Source organism: Psychrobacter glacincola, assembly GCF_904846215.1.
Lineage (GTDB): Bacteria > Pseudomonadota > Gammaproteobacteria > Pseudomonadales > Moraxellaceae > Psychrobacter > Psychrobacter glacincola.
This window is the reverse complement of record NZ_CAJGZK010000004.1, coordinates 88,403-110,087: the sequence shown is the minus strand read 5'-3', so window position 1 is coordinate 110,087 and position 21,685 is coordinate 88,403. Positions and strand designations below refer to the sequence as shown.

Below are 21,685 nucleotides of genomic sequence, written 5' to 3'. Positions count from 1 at the left end.
AGCAGTACTTGATGTATCGATATTACTTTTCCCTGACTATATCTTTCTTTTCTTCTTGCCATTGTTTTAACTTAAATATAGCTTTAAAGGTAAGGTGGGTAACATAGAAAAAGTCTCTTTGCCCTGATTATTCAGGTTGATTACACTTTTAGCTAATAACAAAATAGTCCAAGGTAACAGCTGATGTTCAAGTTTTTGCACACGGGCTTGTAGGCTATCAGCAGTATCTTTTTGATACACCTCTAGCAAGGCTTGGGTCAAAACAGCACCTGCATCGAGCTCGGCTGTGACGACATGAATACTACAGCCATGATGCCGCTCGCCCGCCTGTATGGCACGCTGATGAGTATCAAGCCCCTTATAAGCTGGTAATAGAGCAGGGTGCAGATTGATCATAGGCACTGGGATGCTGTCGATAAATCCTGCGCTTAACACTCGCATAAAGCCTGCCAATACAATCAAATCGGGCTGCCATGCAGATAATTGTGTACTGGCATGAGTCTCAAAGGTTTTAATGCCCATGCGTTTGCCGCTAGCAACGTGAGATAATACCGCCACTGGAATGTCAGCATCTTTTGCCCGTGTGAGGGCATAAGCGTCTTCACGGTTACTAATAACGCCGACAATCTCAATCGGTAACGCACCAGCTTGCATGGCATTAATCAATATTTGCAGATTGCTACCATTACCAGATACCAGAACAGCAATGCGTAACAGCTTATTATTAACTTTTGTAAGACTGTCTAACATTAAAGGTACACCACGGCGTCCGTCTGGTCATCAGTGTTGCGTTTGACCATTTCACCTAATTTCCATGCTTTTTCGCCAGCATCGGTCAAGGTTTTGATAGCAGCCTCTGCTTTATCTTTTGGTACGACGATGACAAACCCAACGCCGCAGTTAAAGGTACGGTACATCTCGCTTTGTTCGATATTGCCTTGGGTTTGTAACCAAGTGAATAACTCTGAGAACTTCCAGCTAGCGGTATCGATACTAGCCGCTAAATTATCAGGAAGAACGCGAGGTAAATTATCCGTTAAGCCGCCACCAGTGATATGCGACATCGCATGCAGGACTGAGCTACCAAGCGTATCTTGTAGTGCTTTAATCGCCTTAACATAGATACGGGTAGGAGCCATGAGGGCATCTTGAATAGACTGACCATCTAGCTGCTCATTGCTAGTAGTGACATCCACACCGCTGACTTCGATAACTTTACGTACCAATGAATAGCCATTCGAATGCGCGCCACTTGAAGCAAGGGCAATAAGCACGTCACCTTCAGTGACGTTTTCGCCGGTGATGACCTCCGCTTCTTCGACCACGCCGACACAGAATCCCGCCAAGTCATAATCATCGTCTTGATACATACCAGGCATCTCAGCCGTCTCACCGCCGATAAGCGCACAGTTTGATAACTTACAGCCTTCGCCAATACCCGTGACGACAGTAGCTGCGACATCGACGTCAAGTTTGCCAGTTGCATAGTAATCTAAAAAGAATAACGGCTCAGCACCACATACCAATAGATCATTGACACACATGGCGACCAAATCGATACCGATGGTGTCATGGCGGTTCAATTGTAATGCCAGTTTGAGCTTGGTGCCCACGCCGTCAGTACCAGAAACGAGTAAAGGTGAGGTATAACCAGTCGGAATACGACAAAGCGCCCCAAAGCCGCCAAGTCCGCCCACCACTTCAGGGCGTGAGGTGGCTTTTGCCACGGATTTGATACGTTGTACCAACGCATCGCCAGCATCAATATCAACGCCAGCATCTTTGTAGCTTAAAGAAGGCTTGTTACTCATGGTCATCTCACAAATTTTATAGGGAATGAAGGTCAGTCAGTAAAAACGCGTGTCGGTCATATGAATTTTGCAGATTGTGCGCGCATTATACCCAAAAACCACCCTTACTCGCAAAGCAACTTGCTTTTATTTGACCTAAATTGAACGGAATTTGGCTAATATTTTAGAAAGACAGCAATAAAAATGAGATAAAAAACCAGAAACAAAAAATGACGGCTTTTTTATAGTACTTTGCGATAATATAAGGCTGAAATTACGGTCAATAACTGTTTGCTATTGGCGTATCGTCGTTCAATAAGATCTATAATCAATTTTTAATAAAATTATCCTTTTAAATCAGCCCATTTGTAGGACTAGCCTTCATGACAAACCGATCAATAGACCCCTTTTTTCGACGCCTATTTATCGTCGTTGCTATTGTTGTGGTTATGGTTTTATTGTATTTAATGATGCCGGTCATTGTGCCGTTTGTCTTTGCTTTTGTATTGGCTTATCTGTTTAATCCACTTGTCAGGCGTTTGTCGAAATATATCAAACGCTGGATTGCCATTATTATCGTATATTCGACCATTACGCTGAGCATGGTACTGCTGTTATGGTGGTTGATACCGACATTGTGGCATCAGCTGCAAGCGGCATGGGATTATCTGCCAAAGGTTTTAACTTGGTATAATGAAGTGGTGCGTGGATGGTTTGTAAGTAATAGCCGTATTCGCCTGCCAGAGCTTGAGTCCAAAGGCTTCTCTGAGACCTTGGTTGAATACATGCAAACCAATTATAAGTTTGAAGATGCTGGTACCATGATGAGCCAAATATTGGTGTCCAGTATGAACTTTATTAATAATGCTGGGCTCATTGTGTTGGTACCGATTCTGACCTTTTATTTCTTATTTAATTGGGATCAACGCTTACAGGCATGGAAAGTGGCGATACCTGCGCCGTACTGTAAAAAAGTGGTTCAAATTGCCCAAGAGTGTGACCTTGCGCTGATGGCTTTCATTAAAGGTCAGCTATTGGTGATGGTATTACTGGGTGCTATTTATGCCATACAATTACAGCTCATTGGGCTTGAGCTTGGGCTGATTATCGGTATGGTTGCTGGTATTGCCAGCTTTGTCCCGTATTTGGGCTTTGGTATTGGCTTTGTCGCCGCGATTATCGCTTGTCTGTTCCAGTTTGGTTTAGATTGGACATATTTATCCTTGATTGTGGGCGCGTTTTTGATTGGACAAGCGGCCGAAGGCTATATATTGCAGCCGTTATTATTGGGTGACAAAATTGGTCTATCGCCATTATGGGTGATATTTGCCGTATTAGCAGGCGCAAGTTTACTGGGTTTCGTGGGTATGCTGATTGCGCTGCCAGTGTCTGCTGTCCTTAATGTGTTATTCCGTCATTTATATGCTTATTATCAAACCACTGATTTTTATAAAGGACGTAAGCAATTAGCGTTATTTGACAAAAAATACTGACCTTGTAAGTTTATTTAATATAAAGACATTAGCTTATATGACTCATGACCATCAGTCACTTGCTGAATAAAAGTAGATTGATTACGTGTTATAGGTAAAAGACTTGTCAGTCATTTTGCAAATATGTTATATATAGGCGCAGTAGTAACGGTATTGACCGTTACTAGGTTGGCTTTGAATTGAGTAAGTTTTTTCAAGCCAGTTTATAAGTATATTAGTCGTTTAGCCTTTTTATTGATTGTGCTACGCAAACCGAGTTGATGATTCATGGCAGAAGCACAGCTAAGTCTCAATCTGGACATTAAGCATGATGCAAGTCTTAGCGACTTTAGCGGTCCGGGTTGGATGTCTATTATCGATGCAGTGCGGCAGTTACATGTCGGCCTGATTGGTCAGCTATACCTATTTGGCGATCCTGCTACTGGCAAATCACATTTATTATCCGCTATTTGCGAGTCGTTTATTGAGATGGACAAGTCAGCGATTTGTCTGTCATTAAATGAGCTGATTCATACCGATGTCAATGTCCTCTCATCACTAGAGAATTTTTCCTTGATTGCGATTGATGATTTAGAAGTTATTGAACAAAACAGTCAATGGCAAGAAGCTTTATTTCATCTGATCAATCGTAGCCGTGAAGGGCAGCGTCAGCTCTTATTTGCCGCCAATAAACCCGCATCCGAGCTGCCATTTGAGTTAAGAGATTTGCTCACGCGTTTGGCACAAGCGCCTTCATTTAAAGTACCGACAGGTCATGATTTTGCAGATCGTGAAGCATTATTGCAGTCGATATTGCGCAGACGGGGTTGGCAGTTTGATGAGCGTATTACCAATTATCTGCTTACCGAAGGACCCCATCGTATTGGGGCAATGATGGAGGTGCTTAATTATATTCAGCCTATGTTCTCAAATTTAGGTCGTAGTAATATATCAAAAGCGGTGATTGGTGATGCCCTACGTACGATTGATGAGCAGACGCTTGCCGCCGAACTTGCTGATATCGCACAGGAGTCGCAAGTAGACAACGATGCCGCCGATCAAGATCAGCATACCCAGCATACCCAGCATACAATGCCACTTGACTTTTAGCCGTCAGAATACAAATTTTCTATTCAAAATATCTCTACTATTACTGGAAGAATTATGAAATCAAACGCGTCTTTGCTAAAAAAACTGTCTATCAGTACTGTATTTGTTGGTGCAGCTTCTGTCTCTATGCTGTCGCAAGCGGCAGTCACTTTAGTGGTTGATGACAATATAAAAGTGACAGCTATCAATGGTCAAGAGCTGACACAGAGCGTTTTTCAGCCATTAACCAAGTCATTTACCTTGCAGCCTGGCAAGCATGTGATTACGGCCAAATATGATCGTCTCTATGATTTGCGCCGTGATGAGCACGATTATCTGCGTTCGGGTAATGTCAGTGTTGCGGCTGAAATGGCAGACAATCAAACCTATCGCTTAACCATGCCAAATCAGCCAGAAGATTATGCCGCTGCTAAGGAATATGCTAAGCGTCCAACGCTAGCGATACAGCTTAATAATACTGTCATCGCCAGTCAAGAAAGTGTCGGCGGTGATAACAACAGCTTATTCTCAGGACTTGGCAAAGCATTGGGCGGCGTATTCGGTGGTAGTGGCGATGCTGAGCTACAGAACCAGCGTGCGATAGCCGCGCTCGATCAGCCGTCTGTAAGCACTAAAGCGTCGGCAAATACGGGTGCTACGGCTACACAAACAACGAGTATCAATGCCTCTGCTAGCACACTTGATCAATTTATGCAGATTTGGCTAAAAGCCACGCCTGCTGAGCGTGAAAAAATGCGTCAATGGATGCAAAAATAAGCATTGAATGATGAAAAGGTACAGCGCTTAAGCAGAAAAAAGCACCTATTTAGGTGCTTTTTTCTGCTTCAAATTTCATGGTTTTTAGGAAATCTCTAGTAAACTTAGACTATCGACATGAAACGATTAACCCAAAAAGGCGTTATACATCCATATTAGTTTTTCTTGCTCTTGTACATACGCATCAACAAGATCTGCTGAACCTTGGTCGTCAGAATCGCTTGCTAGCGTTGATACTTGGCGTTGTTCTTCGATCAGAGTTTGCAAGCCTGTCACGACACCTTTGACGCAAATAGTACCGTCTTTAACGTTCTTGTCTTCTTGAATACTGGTATGCTGAGCAAAATCACTATAAGCATGTAGCGGGGTGCCGCCCAAGGTTAAAATACGTTCAGCGATTTCATCAATTTGGATTTGTAGCGCAGTATATAGCTCTTCAAACTTTGGATGTAGAGTGAAGAAGTGCTCACCTTTAACGTTCCAATGATACCCACGGACGTTGATGTAGAACGTATGGTAGCTTGATAACAAGCTGTTTAACTTAGCGATAATCTCGCTCATATCTGCTTTTTCTAGACCGATTTGGTTGGTATCACTATTATTGTTACTCATTGTATTATCCTTTTCATTGAGTGTGGGTATCAAATATTAAATCATTAGACCTTTAAGCCTTTAAGCCTTTAAACTTAAGCAACTTACGGTGAGCTAGTATTAGCCTGAAACACAAACAACAGCTTAGCTGTTTGTTGCTTAAACTTTGATGCTTACTATCATAGCAAGCAATCAAGAATAAGTTAAATGAATCAAATTAAAATTTGTAATATATTTTATAAAACAACTATAGCTTTGGTCTAAGGTAAAGCGCTAAGACTATTTGACTGGTAGCTGCAATTTCTCAGTATTTAAGCCTTTTACGGCAACCACTTCTAATAAATGCTGGCGTACCGTATCGATAGGGAACTTTTGCGCTTGCAGGCGCTTAGGGATAATCTGACTGCCTTGCTGACCTTTCATCTCAAACATCATAAAGATATAGTCATCCGTCTCATCCCAGCTTTTGACCGCCGACCATGGAATCACCGCTTGTTGGGTGCTGCCTGCACGCATCTGCATACCGCGCATCTTATTACTATTAAGCATCTCTGACTGATTGACCGGCACTGCCATCACAATCCCATGTTTCTGTACACCCAGTTTCATTTGGCGCATCTCATCAGGCATTTCTTGCTCAGCGACTTGCTTTTCAAACTCTCTTTTGACATACCATTTAAAACCAAGGGTACGAACCAGTAGATAAATGACAACGGCTGCTAGCATGACCCAAAAGATAATGGTCGAATAACCCGTCAAAAAGACCAGACCAGCAACAGCTAATATCACAGCGACTGCCATGATAATCCATTCTTTAAGCTTGATACTCGACAGACCAAATGACGGGCTGGCACTAGCAAATAGCTCATACTGTGCTTGATGGAATTCTGCCTCGGTTAGGTTCAAGGCAACAGGTTGCAGCGTGTAGGGGTACAGAGCCATAAAGGTTTCTCAAAGACTTATAGTAAATGCGTTAAATTAAAAGCGCCAAACGTCAACAGCAAGGCAATATTTGGCTGGAAATAGAATAAAGATATGCGCTTATCTTACCGAAAACTGTCCTCAAATGAAACATATAAGCCACTCTGTTGACTAATAGACGCCATATTAAAGTCATTTATAAAGGTATGTAGTATTTATAGAGAGCTTGCGGCCTTAAATTATATAGTTAATCCATTTTTAAAAGGTACAGAACTGCTAGGGTCAATTATTCGCAGCCTCTGTCTGCGTAAGCATAGCAAGCAAAAATAATTAACCCTAATAGCACTCATGAGATGGGTAAAAAACCGCCAAAACATGGTCAAAACAGCCGCAGCTTGGTATTATAGCGGCTACCAGCTACTTTTAAGAAAAATAGGGCATTCCAGTCCAGCCTTTCATCTTTTCTAGACCTTTTATCCACTTTTAGCGCGACAGGCACCTATTATGATAGACCCAAAACTCTTACGCGGCGATTTGACAGATTTACAGCAGCAATTGACCACCCGTGGTTATACGCTTGATATAGCATTCTGGCAAAATATTGAGAATGACCGTAAGTCTCTGCAAGTAAAAACCGAAGAGTTGCAGTCGCACCGTAATGCGGGCGCCAAACAAGTCGGCGCACTCAAAAAATCTGGCGAAGATGCCAGTGAGTTGCTTGCTGAGATGCAAAGCGTGAGCGGTGAGATTAAAACCGCAGAAGATGAGCTGCGGACTTTGCAAGAGCGTATTAACCAAGCGGCATTGCAGATACCGAATATACCAGCCGCCGATGTCCCAGTTGGCACGTCAGAAGACGACAATGTTGAAGTACGCAAATGGGGTACGCCGCGCGAGTTTGATTTTGAGATTAAGGATCATACGCATATTGGCGAGACCCTTGGTATGCTCGATTTTGAAGCCGCGACCAAGCTGACTGGCAGTCGCTTTAACGTCTTAAAAGGGCAGCTTGCACAGATGCATCGTGCTTTGATTCAATTTATGCTCAATACCCATACCATGAAGTATGGCTATACTGAAACTTATGTGCCTTATATCGTCAATTCTGAAAGCTTAAAAGGCACGGGTCAATTGCCTAAGTTTGAAGATGATTTATTTAAATTGACCAATCATACCAATAATGATGGTATCGATTTTTATCTCATTCCAACGGCGGAAGTACCGATGACCAACTTGGTACGTGGTGAGCGCTTGGACATCAAAGAGCTGCCATTAAAATTCACCGCGCATACGCCCTGTTTCCGTAGTGAAGCCGGCTCACATGGTCGTGATACCCGTGGTCTGATCCGTCAGCATCAATTTGAGAAAGTCGAGATGGTCAATATTGCCACAGCTGAACAATCAGATGAGCTGCTTGAAGCGATGACTGGACAAGCAGAATTTATTTTACAGCAGCTTAATTTGCCATATCGCACCGTCAAATTGTGCACCGGTGATATGGGTTTTAGCGCGCAAAAAACTTATGACATCGAAGTATGGTTGCCAAGCCAAGAGACCTATCGTGAAATCTCAAGCTGCTCAAACTGTGGTGATTTCCAAGCACGCCGTATGGGCACTCGTGTCAAAGACGGCAAACAAACCAGCCTTGCTCACACCTTGAATGGTTCAGGTTTGGCAGTAGGTCGTACGTTATTGGCGGTGATGGAAAATCATCAGAACGCTGATGGTAGCATCACGATTCCAGAAGTATTGCGTCCGTTTATGGGCGGTGCTGAAACGATTTCTGCTTAATAAAATTTTAGCGGTATGAACTGCGAGTCAATAGGTTGTCTCGTAGTTTGTTTATAGACCTCTATAATTGTTTATGATTTAACAAAACTGATATGAGTGATTGTTAAATACAAACGATATTGCCAGTCCATTTTTGGCTTGGCTGATAGCGAATATGTTAATATTGCCGTTTAATTAAATATCTTATTCCAAAGAGCGTTTGTCGCGTTCTTATTCTACTGTTCAATTGATTTTCCTCTGATGCTTTATACTTCTCATTCGAATATTAGGACACTCTATGCCAGCTCCAATTAGCGAACGTAAATTAGCCAATGCCATCCGCGTACTGTCGTTTGACGCGGTTCAAAAAGCCAATTCTGGGCACCCAGGTGCGCCAATGGGCATGGCTGATATTGCCGAAGTTTTGTGGCGCAAATTTTTGAAGCACAATCCTGCTGACCCAAGCTGGCACAACCGTGACCGCTTTGTATTATCAAACGGTCATGGCTCGATGCTGATTTACTCATTGCTGCATTTATCAGGCTATGACGTTAGCGTTGATGATCTGAAAGGTTTCCGTCAATTGCATTCGAAAACGCCAGGTCATCCTGAGCTTGGCTATACACCCGGTGTTGAGACGACGACTGGTCCATTAGGACAGGGTATTGCCAATGCGGTTGGTTTTGCGATTGCAGAAAAAACGTTGGCAGCACAGTTCAATCGTGATGGTCATAATATCGTTGATCATCATACCTATGCGTTTTTGGGCGATGGTTGCTTGATGGAAGGTATCAGCCATGAAGTGTGTTCGCTGGCGGGCACGTTAAAGCTTGGCAAATTGGTGTTTTTCTATGATGACAATGGCATCTCAATCGATGGTAATGTCGACGGCTGGTTCACTGACGATACTGGGGCGCGCTTTGAGTCTTACGGTTGGCAAGTCATCAAGGTCGATGGTCATGATACCGATGAGATTACGCAAGCGACTGAGCAAGCGATTAAAGAAATCACCAAGCCTAGCTTAATCATTTGCAAAACGACTATCGGTGCAGGTAGTCCAAACAAACAAGGTTTGGCTGCCAGTCATGGCGCGCCGCTCGGCGATGACGAAATCGTTTTAACCCGTGATGCGCTATCTTGGACGCATGCGCCGTTTGAATTAGAGGATGAAATCTATCAAGCGTGGGATGGTAAAGCCAAAGGCGATGTACAACAAAAGAACTGGGAAGCTGACTTTGCAGCTTATAAGAAGGCTTATCCAGAGCTAGCCGCTGAGTTACTTCGTCGTTTAGAAGGGGATTTGCCAGCGAATTTTGAGCAAAAAGCGCAAGAATATATCCAGCAAACTCAAGACCAAGGCGGCGATGTTGCCAGCCGTAAAGCCAGCCAAAATGCCATCAATACCTTACAGCCATTACTACCAGAATTGCTTGGCGGTTCAGCAGATCTTGCAGGCTCAAACCTCACGCTATTTAAAGACGCCAAAGGTATTCAAGACGATGACGCTGGCAACTATATCTATTATGGCGTGCGCGAATTTGGTATGACGGCGATTGCTAACGGTATCGCGTTACATGGTGGTTTTGTTCCTTATGTTGCGACCTTCCTCATGTTTATGGAATACGCGCGTAATGCCGTACGTATGGGCGCACTCATGAAGCAGCGTGTGATTCATGTTTATACCCATGACTCAATCGGTCTGGGTGAAGATGGTCCAACGCATCAGCCAGTTGAGCAATTGACCAGCTTACGTACCACGCCAAACCTACGTACATGGCGTCCTTGTGATGCGACTGAATCTGCAAGCGCTTGGGTAGAAGCGATTAAATCAGAAAATAACCCATCTGCTTTGATTTTCAGCCGTCAAAGCTTGCCACATCAAGCACGTGATACCGAGCAAGTCGCTAACATTACCAAAGGTGGTTATGTATTAGCTAAAGAGCAAGGCGAGCTACAAGCAATTATCATCGCAACTGGCTCAGAAGTCGGTCTTGCTATGCAAGCGTATAAGACGTTAAGCGAAAATGGCGTTGGCGTGCGTGTGGTCTCTATGCCATGTGCAGAGATTTTCGTTGAGCAAGATGCTAGCTATCGTGAAGCTGTATTGCCAGCCAATATCCGTGCTCGCGTCGCAGTAGAAGCCGCTCATGTGGACTACTGGTATAAGTTCGTTGGTCTTGATGGCAAAGTCATCGGCATGACCACTTATGGCGAATCGGCTCCAGCTGATGAGTTATATAAAGAGTTTGGTATTACGACTGAAGCTGTTATTGATGCAGTGAATAGTTTGGTTTAATTAAGACTTAGTTTTTAAGTTTATTAAGAGCTGCTGGATTATTCAGGTGGCTCTTTTTTTATGGTAAATTATTTTCTAGATTTCGATTTAGTGCCTTAAGAAAGAGGGAAGTAGATATGGGTACGAACATTAGCTACTTTTTAGCACCATATGGATGGAGTGTTTGTTGGTTTTACAAAGATGGTAGATCGTATGAAGTAAATATTTCTCATTCGTTTGGGGATGACCCCATGGTAGTTTGCATGCAGTCATTAATGAAAATTATGAAAGGAGATAAATCTACTTCATTTGTCTGGTATGGGGAACCTGGTGGAAACTTGGTCATATTAAATGAAATAGAAAATTTAAGTAAAGATGTTTATATTAAAGTTATTGATATAGAAGTGAATTATGGTCAAGAGCTGAATTTTGAAGAGCTAGCCAAAGGCCGAGCAGAGCTTGAATTTCAGATTAATAAAATACAACTTGTTCGAATGTTATATTATGAGTTTAAGAAGATATTTGAGTTAATGAAAGGTAAAGAGTTTTCGCTGACTAGGAAAGATGAGTTTCCTTTTAAAGAGTTTGATGAGTTTGAAAAAACTGCTCTAGAATATATTATCTAAATAAATTAAGTATAAAAATATGACTACTCAAAAATCAACAATACGTCAGCGTGCTGATGCTATAAAAAAATTCCAATGTAAAAACTTAATTGTTGTTCTAGAAGAGCCTAATGACTCGAGGAACTTAGCAACTGTTATCCGTAATATTAACGCCCTCGGGGTAGATACACTTTATGTAGTAGATAGTCGTCAACTATTTCCTGATAACTGGGAAGTCATGAGGGAGAGGAAGTCATTACTCAAACCGTCCGTGTCAGCGATTAAGTGGAGCTTTATAAAAGTGTTTCGAAGCACTGAAGACTGTCTACAACATTTAGAAAAGCATCGCTTTACTTCTATAGTGACGTCGCCACATATAAAAGGACAAAATAATGTGCTATTGCAAAATGGTGACTATACGCAAAAACGTCTTGCTGTTTGGTTTGGAAATGAGTCTCGAGGTATAAGTGAACTTGTCATTGCAAATAGCTCCGCATGTGTACAGATTGAAATGTACGGCATGATTGAAAGCTTGAATTTAGCAACGTCTACAGGAATTGTACTTTATGAAATAACGAAACAACGTCGTGAGTATCAGAATATGAATAAACGAGGTAGACGAGTTAATCCTCCTATTGCTAAGAATATAGCTTAGTTTTAGTGAACGTAGGCTAGGCTGGTTTAAGCTTATGACATTCGAAAACTACGCAATACTTTGTCTAATTACAATAATGAAAGTGTATACGCGAGGGACGAGCGCAGAGCGAAACCATTAAAGAAAAATGACTCATGCTTCGCATATTTTCCCACTTTTAAAGCACTCATATCTAGAGGCTAATCTTTTTCTAATTGTAAAACATACAAACTTCAAACTAAAAAAGAGTTACTAAAATATCTAGTAACTCTTTTTTTTGGTTGTTTTTTAAGCTATTTCAAATTAATTAGCAGCAATTAATTTTCCTGATATCTCAAGAGGAATGATATTGCTAATCACTTTTGGAAAAGCTGTGACCCCATAGCTATAACGATCTACCAAGCCCGTTGCGCGAAATTTTAAAGTAGGTTTAGAGGTGATAGGGTCGTTCTCTACATCTGATAGCGTTACTCTCACCGTCAAAGGTTTGGTCTGACCCAACACTGTAAAGTCACCAGTCACATTGGCTTCTTTAGGATTTATCATGCTGACTTTTTTGGAAACAAAAGTCATCGTCGGATATTGTTTCGTATTTAGCAGCTCCTTTCGGCGCAAAAAGGAATCTCTCAAGCGGCGATCTGTATCGATACTATTGGTATAAACAGTAAAATTAATGGTCGTACTTGTTGGATTTTTCACATCATAATTGATGGCGCCATTCACCTTATTAAACTTACCATCGGTGGTGGCCTTACCCAAATATTTAACCTCAAAGTCCACATTGGTTTTTGGTACGTCCAGTTTCCATTTTTGTGGAACGGTCGCGGCCAACGTCACTGCTGGTAATGATACTAATAGGCAGGTGCTTAATGTGATTTTCAACAAAGAAGTGACAGGTGTATTCATAGGTATAATCCAGATGGTAATATAAAAATGATCGATACTTAAGACAATTTTTACTTAAGATACTTATTAACTAAGATGTTTGATGAGGCTGTGCGCTAATCTATACATTTTTTGGTCGTTTATGCGATAAGTAATAATGCGACAGCGTACTACAACTAAGCGTTTTCAATGTATTATTAAAGTTATAAGGAACCAAAGAAGTAAGTATCACTGTAGTTGATCCACTTTCAAAAGAGTACATAACTACTGCGGTTGATTATTCGCAGCCTTTGTCTGCGTAAGCACAGCAAGCAAGAAAAATTAACGCCAGTAGGACTTTATAATATTTGTATTTCTTTTATTTAGGACTGACTATAGTTATTTACCGCTTAGAATAAGTGTTTTTATTACCTCTATATCGGAAGAATATTATGTCCCTCATGTCTAGCTTCAAAGGTGTCTTAGGCGAAACGGTCATCAACTTAGCCATGTGGCTTAAGCTTGAAAAAGACATATATCATCGTTTAAATAATATCACTTTACCATTAACCAATGGTGGTAGTACCCAAATTGACCATGTCATTGTCTCTAAATATGGCATCTTTGTCATCGAAACCAAAAACTATAAAGGTTGGATATTTGGTAATGAGGCGCAAAGACAGTGGACACAAGTCATTATGGGTCGCAAGTACAAATTCCAAAACCCATTACGTCAGAATTATTTGCATATTAAAACGCTGGCGGATTTATTAGCGCTAGATATGAGCTACTTTCATTCGATGATTGCCTTCATAGGTGAGTGTGAGCTAAAAACCCGTGATGAGTTGCCGGAGCATGTATTGACGAGTGGGATGGTGTCTTATATCAAAAGAAAGCAGCATGAGATATTAAGCGAAGATGAGGTTCAATCTATTGTTGCCCAGATTGAAAATAATAGATTTAGTAAGTCGTGGCGAACCAATCAAGCGCATCAAGCCTACTTAAAGGATAAGCATAGCCAACCTGATAAACCTTTAAGCAGTCATCGTAATACAAAGCCAGTAGTGAAGCCTGTCCTTAAACCTGCAAACAGAGAGGTTGCTAACAGTAGAGAAGTCATGCGCTGGTCTGGTCAAACGGAAGTTGAGCTTATTGATGGACAGCTCAGCAATGACGACATGGTCTTTATCACCCCATTTGACGTTGTAGAGTCTGAACCTAAAAATAAAATTATCGAAGTTGCTGCTATTAAGCAAATTTCTGATAGCTTGATGCAAATGCCTAATTGCCCAAACTGTCAGGGCGAGATGGTTGAACGCGTGGCAAAAAAAGGCGCGCGTCAAGGTCAGATATTTTATGGCTGTAGCCAGTTCCCACAATGCCGCGGGGTAATAAATAAAAATTGAGCCCAAAACAATATTTTTTATTTTGAACTCAATGAATTATCCTAATACATTTTAGGCTGGCACTGGCTCTTTATTAACGTGATTGGCTTTGATAAGATCTGCCATTTTTTCAGCAATCATAATCGTTGGTGCATTGGTATTGGCGCTAATTAAAGTCGGCATAATTGATGCGTCAATGACTCGCAATCCTTGTACCCCTCTGACCTTTAATTCTAAATCAACTACTGACCGCTCATCTGAACCCATACGGCAAGTGCCGACAGGATGATAAATAGTGTCAGATCTATTACGGATATAGCCTAGCATGCCATCCTTTTCGATATAGGGAGCCGGGTAGTCCTCAGTAATATACTTAGCCATTGGCGCCTCCGCCATAATAGCGCGGGTACGCTCTGCGCCTGCGACCATATATTCTATATCTTTTGGGTGCGAAAGATAGTTTGGATCAATGAGTGGCGCAGCTGAGGGATCGTTAGAAGCAAGCTTGACTGTGCCGCGACTTTCTGGGCGTAAGTAGCAAGCATGGCAGGAGACAGCATAGCCAAGTTTGAGATCACGACCATGGTTCATCACACGAGCAATGGCAAAATGCAGTTGGGTATTCGGCCATTCTTTTGGATCATCACCGACGCTGAAAAATGCGCCACCTTCAGCATAGTTAGTCGACAAAAGACCCGTTCCATCTTTTCGCCACTGACGCATGGCTTTAAAGAAGTTCATACCAGCGACTGCGCCAACGCCAAACACATCTGTAGTATTGACTTCATAATCGAACACCACATCCAAATGGTCTTGTAGGTTCTCACCTACCTCTGGCGCATCTGCAACCACTCCGATACCTAGCGCTTGCAACTGATCTTTGGGACCGATGCCAGATAGCATCAACACTTTCGGTGAACCAAACGCACCACCGCAGAGGATAACCTCATGACGAGCCATCACCGTTTGTTTAGTACCGTCTTTTTCGTAGATGACACCAGTCGCTTGCTTGCCATCAAAGATGACGCGATTGGCTTGAGCGTGGGTGATAACGGTTAAATTGGGCCGGCTCTGTACAGGATGCAGATAAGCGGCCGCAGCAGAGCAGCGTTGACCTTGCTTTTCGCCATGAAAATGGGTGACTTGATAGAGACCCACGCCGTCTTGTTTCTCACCGTTAAAGTCTTCGTTATGATCAAGCCCGTTGGCAATGCCGGCTTCTACAAAGGCTTTTGAGATATCACGTGGGCTTAATAGATCACTGACATGAAGCGGTCCGCTATCACCGTGTAAATCATCACCACCGCGAACGTTGTTTTCAGCTTTGATAAAATAAGGCAGCACATCATCAAAGCCCCAGCCCGTGCAGCCTTGTTCAACCCAACGCTCATAATCTAGTGCACTACCACGCGTATAAACCATAGCATTGATAGCTGAGGAGCCGCCTAAGCACTGACCACGAGGTTGAAAGCCACGACGGTCGTTTAGATGAGTTTGTGGCTCAGTATGAAAACACCAGTTGTTTAATTTAAGCGGTTTGCCCGGTACCAAAAGAATTAGACCAGCTGGGACACGGACTGCCAAATCTTTACCGTCGCCACCGTACTCTAGGAGACAGACACTAATATCTGGGTTTTCTGTAAGACGGCTAGCAAGTACACAACCTGCTGAGCCACCACCAACGATGACATAATCAAATTCCATTTTATATTCCTTATAGCGTCCATGCTCATTAAAATAGCTTACGCTCTACAGTATCTATTATTTTGCTGAAATATCAAAATAAAAATGACTAGAGCGTGTCTTTATCCAAACATAATATGGCATAAAAGTGCTGCAAAGTTAAGTCTACGTTTGTCGTTATTTGATAGGAAGTTATACCGCACAAACTTCTGAGCGTACGATAAATCGTTTGCCTTCGGGTATCTCTAAGGAGAAACTGGCACCGCGACCATTGACCACATCAATGGTTAGATCGGTATTTTGCCACAATTTATGTTGTGCTTTGCCCATATAGAACGGACAGCCAGCAAGCTCACCAATCAGCACGTCTTGACCACCCACTTTGAACTCACCTAATGGATAACACATCGGCGAGCTGCCATCACAGCAGCCTCCTGATAGATGAAACATCAGCTCGCCGTGTTTGGATATTAAAAGCCCAATGAGCGCTTTGCAGGATTCCGTAGCAGTAATTTTCATACCAAACTCCTTATCATTAGCACACTCATTTTATTAAAGATAAGTGTTGCCAATAAAAAATAAAAGGTCGTATCATATCCAGTCACAGCACTGATAGCATGTGGCTGAAAATAATACGACCCATTATTAATGATTAAGCGTGTTAATCACCAAGCTAGCATGTAGCTACATAGCATAGTCGATTACAATGCGACCTTCGATTTTCCCAGCACGCATACGCTCAAAAATATCATTGATATTCTCTAACGGTTCAGCGGTGACAGTCGCTTTTACTTTACCTGCTGCTGCCATTGCTAAGGACTCTTGTAAGTCAAGGCGAGTACCTACGATTGAACCGCGAATGGTGATACCATTTAACACCGTATCAAAGATGGACAAAGGAAAATCACCAGTGGGCATACCATTAAAAACTACTGTACCACCGCGTCTTACCATACTTAGCGCTTGATCAAACGCCTTTGAAGAGACGGCGGTCACAAGCACACCGTGAGCACTACCAATCTCTTTTTTTAGGAACTTACCAGGATCAGTGTTTTTAGCGTTTACAGTGACTGTCGCCCCTAAGCTTTTGGCGAATTCAAGCTTATCATCATCAATATCGACAGCAGCGACATTAAATCCCATAGCAACCGCGTACTGTACTGCCATATGACCAAGTCCGCCAATTCCTGAGATGACCACCCAATCACCAGCTGTAGCTTCGGTCATTTTTAGACCTTTATATACTGTGACACCAGCACATAGAATAGGGGCAATCTCAACAGAGTCAACATTGTCAGGGATAATACCGACATAGTTGGCATCGGCTAGTATGTATTCTGCGAAGCTACCATTGACCGAATAGCCACTGTTTTTTTGACGTTTACATAAGGTCTCCCAGCCGCCTAAACAATAAGTGCAATGACCACAAGCAGAATACAGCCAAGGGACCCCAACACGGTCGCCTTCTTTGACATGGTGGACGTTATCGCCAACGGCAGTGATTATGCCAACGCCTTCGTGTCCAGGAATAAGGGGTAGGTTAGGTTTGGCAGGCCAGTCGCCATCAATAGCATGCAAGTCAGTGTGACAGACTCCTGAGGCTTGCATTTTTACAACGATCTCACCTGAACTTGGAGTAGGAATATCAACCTCTTCAATCTGCAAAGGTTGACCAAACTCATGTAAAACAGCTGCTTTCATTTTATTACTCATGATAATACTTCCTAGTTATTTATCTTTGATTTTAATATGAAAAAACTATCTACTTTATGATTCAACGATTTTGTAAATGAAGTGCTGTCCGCTAATGACCTAAAAGAAGCCCATCGCTTTAGGACTATAAGAGACTAACATGTTTTTGGTTTGCTGATAATGATCAAGCATCATTAGATGGTTTTCGCGGCCAATACCAGACTGCTTATAGCCACCAAATGCTGAATGCGCAGGATAAAGGTGATAGCAGTTCGTCCAAACGCGGCCCGCTTTGATACCACGACCGAAACGATAAGCACGAGTCCCATTACGCGTCCATACGCCAGCACCTAGACCATATAAGGTATCATTGGCAAGCGCCATCGCTTCTTCGTCGTCTTTAAAAGTAGTGACGGCAAGCACAGGACCAAAGATTTCTTCTTGGAACACCCGCATATCATTGGTGCCTTCGAAGATGGTTGGCTGCACATAATAACCGTTTGCCATATCGCCATCATGTTTGACAAGTTCACCGCCGACTAAGACTTTAGCACCTTCTTTTTTACCGATATCGAGATAAGATAGGATTTTTTCTAACTGATCTGAGCTGGCTTGCGCGCCAATCATCGTATCAGTATCGAGCGGGTTGCCCATTTTGATGGCTTTAACGCGGGCGATACAGCGTTTCATAAATTCGTCATAGATGCTTTCGTGGACGAGGGCGCGCGATGGGCAAGTACAGACTTCACCTTGGTTCAGCGCAAACATCACCAAGCCTTCGACCGCTTTATCTAAGAAGTCATCGTCTTCATCCATGATATCGGCAAAGAAGATATTCGGACTCTTACCACCCAGCTCTAGCGTTACTGGAATGATATTTTCACTAGCGTATTGCATAATTAAGCGACCAGTCGTGGTCTCACCAGTAAAGGATACTTTATCGATACGTGGATTAGAAGCGATTGGCTTACCGGCTTCTACACCGAAGCCGTTAATAACGTTGAGTACGCCTTTTGGTAAAATATCCGCCGCGCCTATTAAGTCAAGCATATATAAAACAGAAGCAGGGGTTTGCTCGGCAGGCTTAAGGACGACACAGTTACCTGCGGCAAGCGCTGGGGCAATTTTCCAAATCGCCATTAGAATAGGGAAATTCCAAGGAATAATTTGACCAACAACGCCTAGTGGCTCATGAAAATGGTAGGCGACGGTATCTTCATCAATTTGGCTAATGCCGCCTTCTTGCGCGCGGATGACACCAGCGAAATAACGCAGATGGTCGATTGCAATTGGAATATCTGCGGCTAGAGTTTCACGGACGGGTTTACCGTTTTCATAGCTTTCAGCGATAGCGATAGCTTCTAAATTGGCTTCGATACCGTCGGCAAGTTTGAGCAACATATTAGAGCGTTCAGTGACGCTGGTTTTGCCCCAAGCGTCTTTGGCGGCATGAGCGGCATCTAGCGCAGCTTCCACATCTGCTTCTTTAGAGCGTGCGATTTGGCAGAAGATTTTACCGTCGATTGGACTTGAGTTGTCAAAGTATTCGCCATCGATTGGTGCGATCCATTCACCATTGATAAAGTTGTCGTATTTTTCGCGGAATTGGACGGGACTGTTTTCAGTATTGGGATAAGCGTATAACATGAACGATTCCTTGTTGTGTATTATGGTTGCTTGAGAATACTTGACCTTCCTGACCAAGTTATCACTCTATCGTACTGAGCTTTGTCTCCAAGTGATAATGACTTTTTATAATGATATGCTTTGTATCACATAACTTAAAGTTATGTGAGGTAGGGTGGTTAAAGTGGTTCGCAAAATGAATGTAGCTGTTATAATTGAGGTCAAATACTTTTAGCTCGTCATGGTTATCCCTTTAATCATGGCAGCTTTCTTTTCTTATACTCTTGGTTGGTTTGGATATATGCGTCAATCTTCTGCTCTTGATATCTTAAAAACAGGTCAAAATGTCTTTTTGACTGGCTCAGCAGGTTCAGGTAAGACTTATACGCTCAATCAATATATCGATTATCTACGCGCGCGCCGTGTACCTGTTGCCGTCACCGCGAGTACGGGTATCGCGGCGACACATATGAACGGCACGACCATTCATAGTTGGTCAGGTATCGGCATCAAAGATGAGCTAACGGATCGCGATTTAACCAATTTATCACGCAAGCAGTTTTTGGCAGATAGATTAAAAGACACCGCGGTACTTATCATCGATGAGATATCCATGCTGCATGCCAAGCAGATTAATTTGGTCAGCCAAGTGCTTAAACACGTGCGTAAAAGTGACAAAGCCTTTGGCGGCATTCAGGTGGTGGTTGCAGGAGACTTTTTTCAGTTACCACCGATTGGCAGTAAGGGCGAGAGTAATCGTGAGAAGTTTGCCTTTATGTCGGAAGCTTGGCTCGATGCTAAGTTCCATATCTGCTATTTGTCTGAGCAACATCGACAGGTCAGTGAAGCGGCGAATGGTGGGCTTGATTTGGACGATATTCTCAATCAAATTCGTCGTCAAGAAGTGACTTTTGAGGCGATTGCCGCCTTAGAAGCTACCTTTGATCAAAATGTCGATATCAAGCGTACGCGTCTTTATACCCACAATCTCAACGTCAATAAGATTAATGATAAAGAGCTTGCTGATTTATCTGGTGAGATGATGCGCTTTGAAGCCACATCTGTTGGCGATAGTAAACTGGTTGAGACGCTAAAGAAGACGGTTCGTACCCAAGATGACTTGGTATTAAAAGTCGGCTCAAAAGTGATGTTTATTAAAAACAATACCGAGCTTGGCGTGTCTAATGGCACTATGGGTGAGCTTATTGGCTTTGCCGCTGTTAAGGTTGATGATAGCAAAGACAGTAGTGACGATTTAATCGAAGACGATGATATTGGTAGCGATAAAGACGGTGATGTTGATAACGATAAGCAGGCTGCCAAAAGCGCAAAAGAAAAAGCCAAAAAAGATAAAGCAAAAATTAAAAAGCCGACGACACAGAAAATGCCAGTGGTTAGATTAAATACTGGGCGTGAGGTTATCGCTGAGCCGGAAGAGTGGATTATCGAGGACGAGACGGGCGATGTGCTCGCAAGCTATGAGCAAGTGCCGTTGTGTTTGGCATGGGCGATTACCATTCATAAGTCGCAGGGTATGACGCTTGAAGCTGCTGAGATTGACTTGTCACGTACCTTTGAGCTTGGGCAAGGCTATGTGGCGTTATCACGGTTAAAATCGCTGGCGGGATTGCAACTGCTTGGTATGAATGACATGAGCTTGCAGCTTGATCCACTGGCACGCGGTGCAGATAAGCGCTTTTTGGTGTTATCTGATGAGGCGGATGCCAATTATGCAATGCTTGATGAAGAAAGTATGACACAGGCGCATGAGAAGTTTATTTTAAAATCGGGCGGTACATTAAGCAAGTCAGTGATTGACGCCTACGCAAACCTACAAACAAAGCGCCGTGAACAGCAGCAAGCGCAAATAGGAAAAAAACAGAAACTTGGCAATCAAGTTTCGGATAAGTCAGACAGTACTTTGCTCGCGACACGGCTATTATTAGAGGAAAGTTTGTCCATTGCAGAGATTTCGCAAGCGCGTCAGCTGTCACAATCTACCATTATGCGTCATATTGCTGAGCTGAAATCTCAAGATCCCAGCCTTGCTTGTGATCATTTGCGTCCAGAGGATGAAGTGATGACGGCAGTGGGTAATGCTTATGTGGCGATTAAAGTCGCTAATAACCCGAACGACTTTAATGATGATGGTAGTATTAAGCTGCGTCCGATATTTGAGCATTTAAAACAAAGTGCTGATTACAATACCATTCGTTTGGCATTGATATTTATTACCCCTTAGTAATTCTTAAGTCATAAGTACGTTTTTACAGATGATTCTTTCATCTGTAACTGTTTTATTCGCGGCTGCCTATATAGTTAATCCACTTTTAAAAGGGTGCAGAGCTACTGGGGTTCATTATTCGCAGACTCTGTCTGCGTAGGCACAGCAAGCAAGAAGAATTAACTCCAGTAGTACCTTATAACATTTGTATTTCTTTTATTCGCGAACCACTATAGTCAGATGAAAATAAAAATGTTATGAAAATTTAAACGCGCTATTGGTATAAA

At 42.7% G+C, this 21,685-nt stretch carries 18 protein-coding genes; 9 read left to right on the top strand and 9 right to left on the bottom strand.

Annotated features, from left to right (window positions below):
* Positions 1-66: 66 nt before the first annotated feature.
* The gene (purN, locus tag JMW90_RS03790) at positions 67-750 is read right to left on the bottom strand and encodes a phosphoribosylglycinamide formyltransferase (RefSeq protein WP_201561767.1); all 684 of its coding nucleotides are present in this window, start codon (positions 748-750) and stop codon (positions 67-69) included.
* A complete protein-coding gene (gene purM, locus JMW90_RS03785; protein WP_201561766.1) occupies positions 750-1,811 on the bottom strand; it encodes a phosphoribosylformylglycinamidine cyclo-ligase in 1,062 nt (353 codons plus the stop codon). The genes purN and purM overlap by 1 nt, the downstream gene beginning before the upstream one ends.
* Before the next feature lie 362 nt (positions 1,812-2,173).
* Between purM and JMW90_RS03780 the strand changes: the two genes are divergently transcribed.
* The 3 genes from JMW90_RS03780 (at position 2,174) to JMW90_RS03770 (ending at position 5,128) form a co-directional block, all read left to right on the top strand.
* Complete coding sequence (locus JMW90_RS03780; protein ID WP_201561765.1) at positions 2,174-3,283, top strand: AI-2E family transporter; 1,110 nt, start codon at positions 2,174-2,176, stop codon at positions 3,281-3,283.
* A 267-nt stretch (positions 3,284-3,550) separates the two neighbouring features.
* Positions 3,551-4,372 (top strand): DnaA regulatory inactivator Hda, encoded by an 822-nt coding sequence (hda, locus tag JMW90_RS03775; protein ID WP_201561764.1) that lies wholly within the window; start codon positions 3,551-3,553, stop codon positions 4,370-4,372.
* Positions 4,373-4,426: 54 nt separating this feature from the next.
* Positions 4,427-5,128: a DUF2057 family protein gene (locus JMW90_RS03770; RefSeq protein WP_201561763.1), complete on the top strand. Its 702-nt coding sequence runs from the start codon at positions 4,427-4,429 to the stop codon at positions 5,126-5,128.
* Positions 5,129-5,254: 126 nt separating this feature from the next.
* Here the strand turns inward: JMW90_RS03770 and JMW90_RS03765 are convergent, their stop codons facing one another.
* Both JMW90_RS03765 and JMW90_RS03760 read right to left on the bottom strand, forming a co-directional pair.
* Positions 5,255-5,740: a Dps family protein gene (locus tag JMW90_RS03765; protein WP_201561762.1), complete on the bottom strand. Its 486-nt coding sequence runs from the start codon at positions 5,738-5,740 to the stop codon at positions 5,255-5,257.
* 258 nt (positions 5,741-5,998) lie between these two features.
* Entirely contained in the window at positions 5,999-6,661 is a 663-nt protein-coding gene (locus JMW90_RS03760; protein ID WP_201561761.1) for a YcxB family protein, read from the bottom strand.
* Positions 6,662-7,144: 483 nt separating this feature from the next.
* On the opposite strand from JMW90_RS03760, the gene serS reads away from it, so the two are divergent.
* The 4 genes from serS to JMW90_RS03740 all read left to right on the top strand — a co-directional run bounded on the left by serS (position 7,145) and on the right by JMW90_RS03740 (position 11,945).
* Complete coding sequence (serS, locus tag JMW90_RS03755; protein ID WP_201561760.1) at positions 7,145-8,431, top strand: serine--tRNA ligase; 1,287 nt, start codon at positions 7,145-7,147, stop codon at positions 8,429-8,431.
* A gap of 277 nt (positions 8,432-8,708) precedes the next feature.
* A complete protein-coding gene (tkt, locus tag JMW90_RS03750; RefSeq protein ID WP_201561759.1) occupies positions 8,709-10,706 on the top strand; it encodes a transketolase in 1,998 nt (665 codons plus the stop codon).
* A 116-nt stretch (positions 10,707-10,822) separates the two neighbouring features.
* Positions 10,823-11,311 (top strand): hypothetical protein, encoded by a 489-nt coding sequence (locus tag JMW90_RS03745; RefSeq protein ID WP_201561758.1) that lies wholly within the window; start codon positions 10,823-10,825, stop codon positions 11,309-11,311.
* Positions 11,312-11,330: 19 nt separating this feature from the next.
* On the top strand, positions 11,331-11,945 hold the full coding sequence (locus tag JMW90_RS03740) for a TrmH family RNA methyltransferase (protein ID WP_201561757.1): 615 nt from the start codon (positions 11,331-11,333) through the stop codon (positions 11,943-11,945).
* A 282-nt stretch (positions 11,946-12,227) separates the two neighbouring features.
* Here JMW90_RS03740 and JMW90_RS03735 read toward each other — a convergent pair whose 3' ends face one another.
* Complete coding sequence (locus JMW90_RS03735) at positions 12,228-12,830, bottom strand: YceI family protein (RefSeq protein WP_201561756.1); 603 nt, start codon at positions 12,828-12,830, stop codon at positions 12,228-12,230.
* 410 nt (positions 12,831-13,240) lie between these two features.
* Here JMW90_RS03735 and JMW90_RS03730 point away from each other — a divergent pair, with 410 nt between their 5' ends.
* Positions 13,241-14,194 carry a nuclease-related domain-containing protein gene (locus tag JMW90_RS03730; protein WP_201561755.1) on the top strand — a complete coding sequence of 318 codons (954 nt, stop codon included), beginning with the start codon at positions 13,241-13,243 and terminating at the stop codon, positions 14,192-14,194.
* A 51-nt stretch (positions 14,195-14,245) separates the two neighbouring features.
* On the opposite strand, the gene JMW90_RS03725 is transcribed toward JMW90_RS03730, so the two are convergent.
* The 4 genes from JMW90_RS03725 to exaC form a co-directional block, all read right to left on the bottom strand.
* On the bottom strand, positions 14,246-15,877 hold the full coding sequence (locus JMW90_RS03725; RefSeq protein WP_201561754.1) for a GMC family oxidoreductase: 1,632 nt from the start codon (positions 15,875-15,877) through the stop codon (positions 14,246-14,248).
* Positions 15,878-16,048: 171 nt separating this feature from the next.
* Entirely contained in the window at positions 16,049-16,375 is a 327-nt protein-coding gene (locus JMW90_RS03720; protein WP_201561753.1) for a DUF779 domain-containing protein, read from the bottom strand.
* A gap of 165 nt (positions 16,376-16,540) precedes the next feature.
* Positions 16,541-17,569: an alcohol dehydrogenase AdhP gene (gene adhP / locus JMW90_RS03715; protein WP_201561752.1), complete on the bottom strand. Its 1,029-nt coding sequence runs from the start codon at positions 17,567-17,569 to the stop codon at positions 16,541-16,543.
* A 99-nt stretch (positions 17,570-17,668) separates the two neighbouring features.
* Positions 17,669-19,195: an acetaldehyde dehydrogenase ExaC gene (gene exaC, locus JMW90_RS03710; RefSeq protein ID WP_201561751.1), complete on the bottom strand. Its 1,527-nt coding sequence runs from the start codon at positions 19,193-19,195 to the stop codon at positions 17,669-17,671.
* 280 nt (positions 19,196-19,475) lie between these two features.
* Here exaC and JMW90_RS03705 point away from each other — a divergent pair, with 280 nt between their 5' ends.
* Positions 19,476-21,416, top strand: coding sequence for an AAA family ATPase (locus JMW90_RS03705; RefSeq protein WP_201561750.1), 1,941 nt, complete (start codon positions 19,476-19,478; stop codon positions 21,414-21,416).
* Positions 21,417-21,685: the final 269 nt, after the last annotated feature.

Bases quoted from the DNA above. Each gene is read 5' to 3' on its own strand.
- JMW90_RS03720 (WP_201561753.1), bottom strand. From the start codon at position 16,375: ATGAAAATTACTGCTACGGAATCCTGCAAAGCGCTCATTGGGCTTTTA.
- hda (WP_201561764.1), top strand. From the start codon at position 3,551: ATGGCAGAAGCACAGCTAAGTCTCAATCTGGACATTAAGCATGATGCA.
- JMW90_RS03760 (WP_201561761.1), bottom strand. From the start codon at position 6,661: ATGGCTCTGTACCCCTACACGCTGCAACCTGTTGCCTTGAACCTAACC.
- JMW90_RS03735 (WP_201561756.1), bottom strand. From the start codon at position 12,830: ATGAATACACCTGTCACTTCTTTGTTGAAAATCACATTAAGCACCTGC.
- purM (WP_201561766.1), bottom strand. From the start codon at position 1,811: ATGAGTAACAAGCCTTCTTTAAGCTACAAAGATGCTGGCGTTGATATT.
- JMW90_RS03705 (WP_201561750.1), top strand. From the start codon at position 19,476: ATGCGTCAATCTTCTGCTCTTGATATCTTAAAAACAGGTCAAAATGTC.
- adhP (WP_201561752.1), bottom strand. From the start codon at position 17,569: ATGAGTAATAAAATGAAAGCAGCTGTTTTACATGAGTTTGGTCAACCT.
- serS (WP_201561760.1), top strand. From the start codon at position 7,145: ATGATAGACCCAAAACTCTTACGCGGCGATTTGACAGATTTACAGCAG.
- tkt (WP_201561759.1), top strand. From the start codon at position 8,709: ATGCCAGCTCCAATTAGCGAACGTAAATTAGCCAATGCCATCCGCGTA.
- JMW90_RS03740 (WP_201561757.1), top strand. From the start codon at position 11,331: ATGACTACTCAAAAATCAACAATACGTCAGCGTGCTGATGCTATAAAA.
- exaC (WP_201561751.1), bottom strand. From the start codon at position 19,195: ATGTTATACGCTTATCCCAATACTGAAAACAGTCCCGTCCAATTCCGC.
- JMW90_RS03780 (WP_201561765.1), top strand. From the start codon at position 2,174: ATGACAAACCGATCAATAGACCCCTTTTTTCGACGCCTATTTATCGTC.
- purN (WP_201561767.1), bottom strand. From the start codon at position 750: ATGTTAGACAGTCTTACAAAAGTTAATAATAAGCTGTTACGCATTGCT.
- JMW90_RS03745 (WP_201561758.1), top strand. From the start codon at position 10,823: ATGGGTACGAACATTAGCTACTTTTTAGCACCATATGGATGGAGTGTT.
- JMW90_RS03730 (WP_201561755.1), top strand. From the start codon at position 13,241: ATGTCCCTCATGTCTAGCTTCAAAGGTGTCTTAGGCGAAACGGTCATC.
- JMW90_RS03725 (WP_201561754.1), bottom strand. From the start codon at position 15,877: ATGGAATTTGATTATGTCATCGTTGGTGGTGGCTCAGCAGGTTGTGTA.
- JMW90_RS03765 (WP_201561762.1), bottom strand. From the start codon at position 5,740: ATGAGTAACAATAATAGTGATACCAACCAAATCGGTCTAGAAAAAGCA.
- JMW90_RS03770 (WP_201561763.1), top strand. From the start codon at position 4,427: ATGAAATCAAACGCGTCTTTGCTAAAAAAACTGTCTATCAGTACTGTA.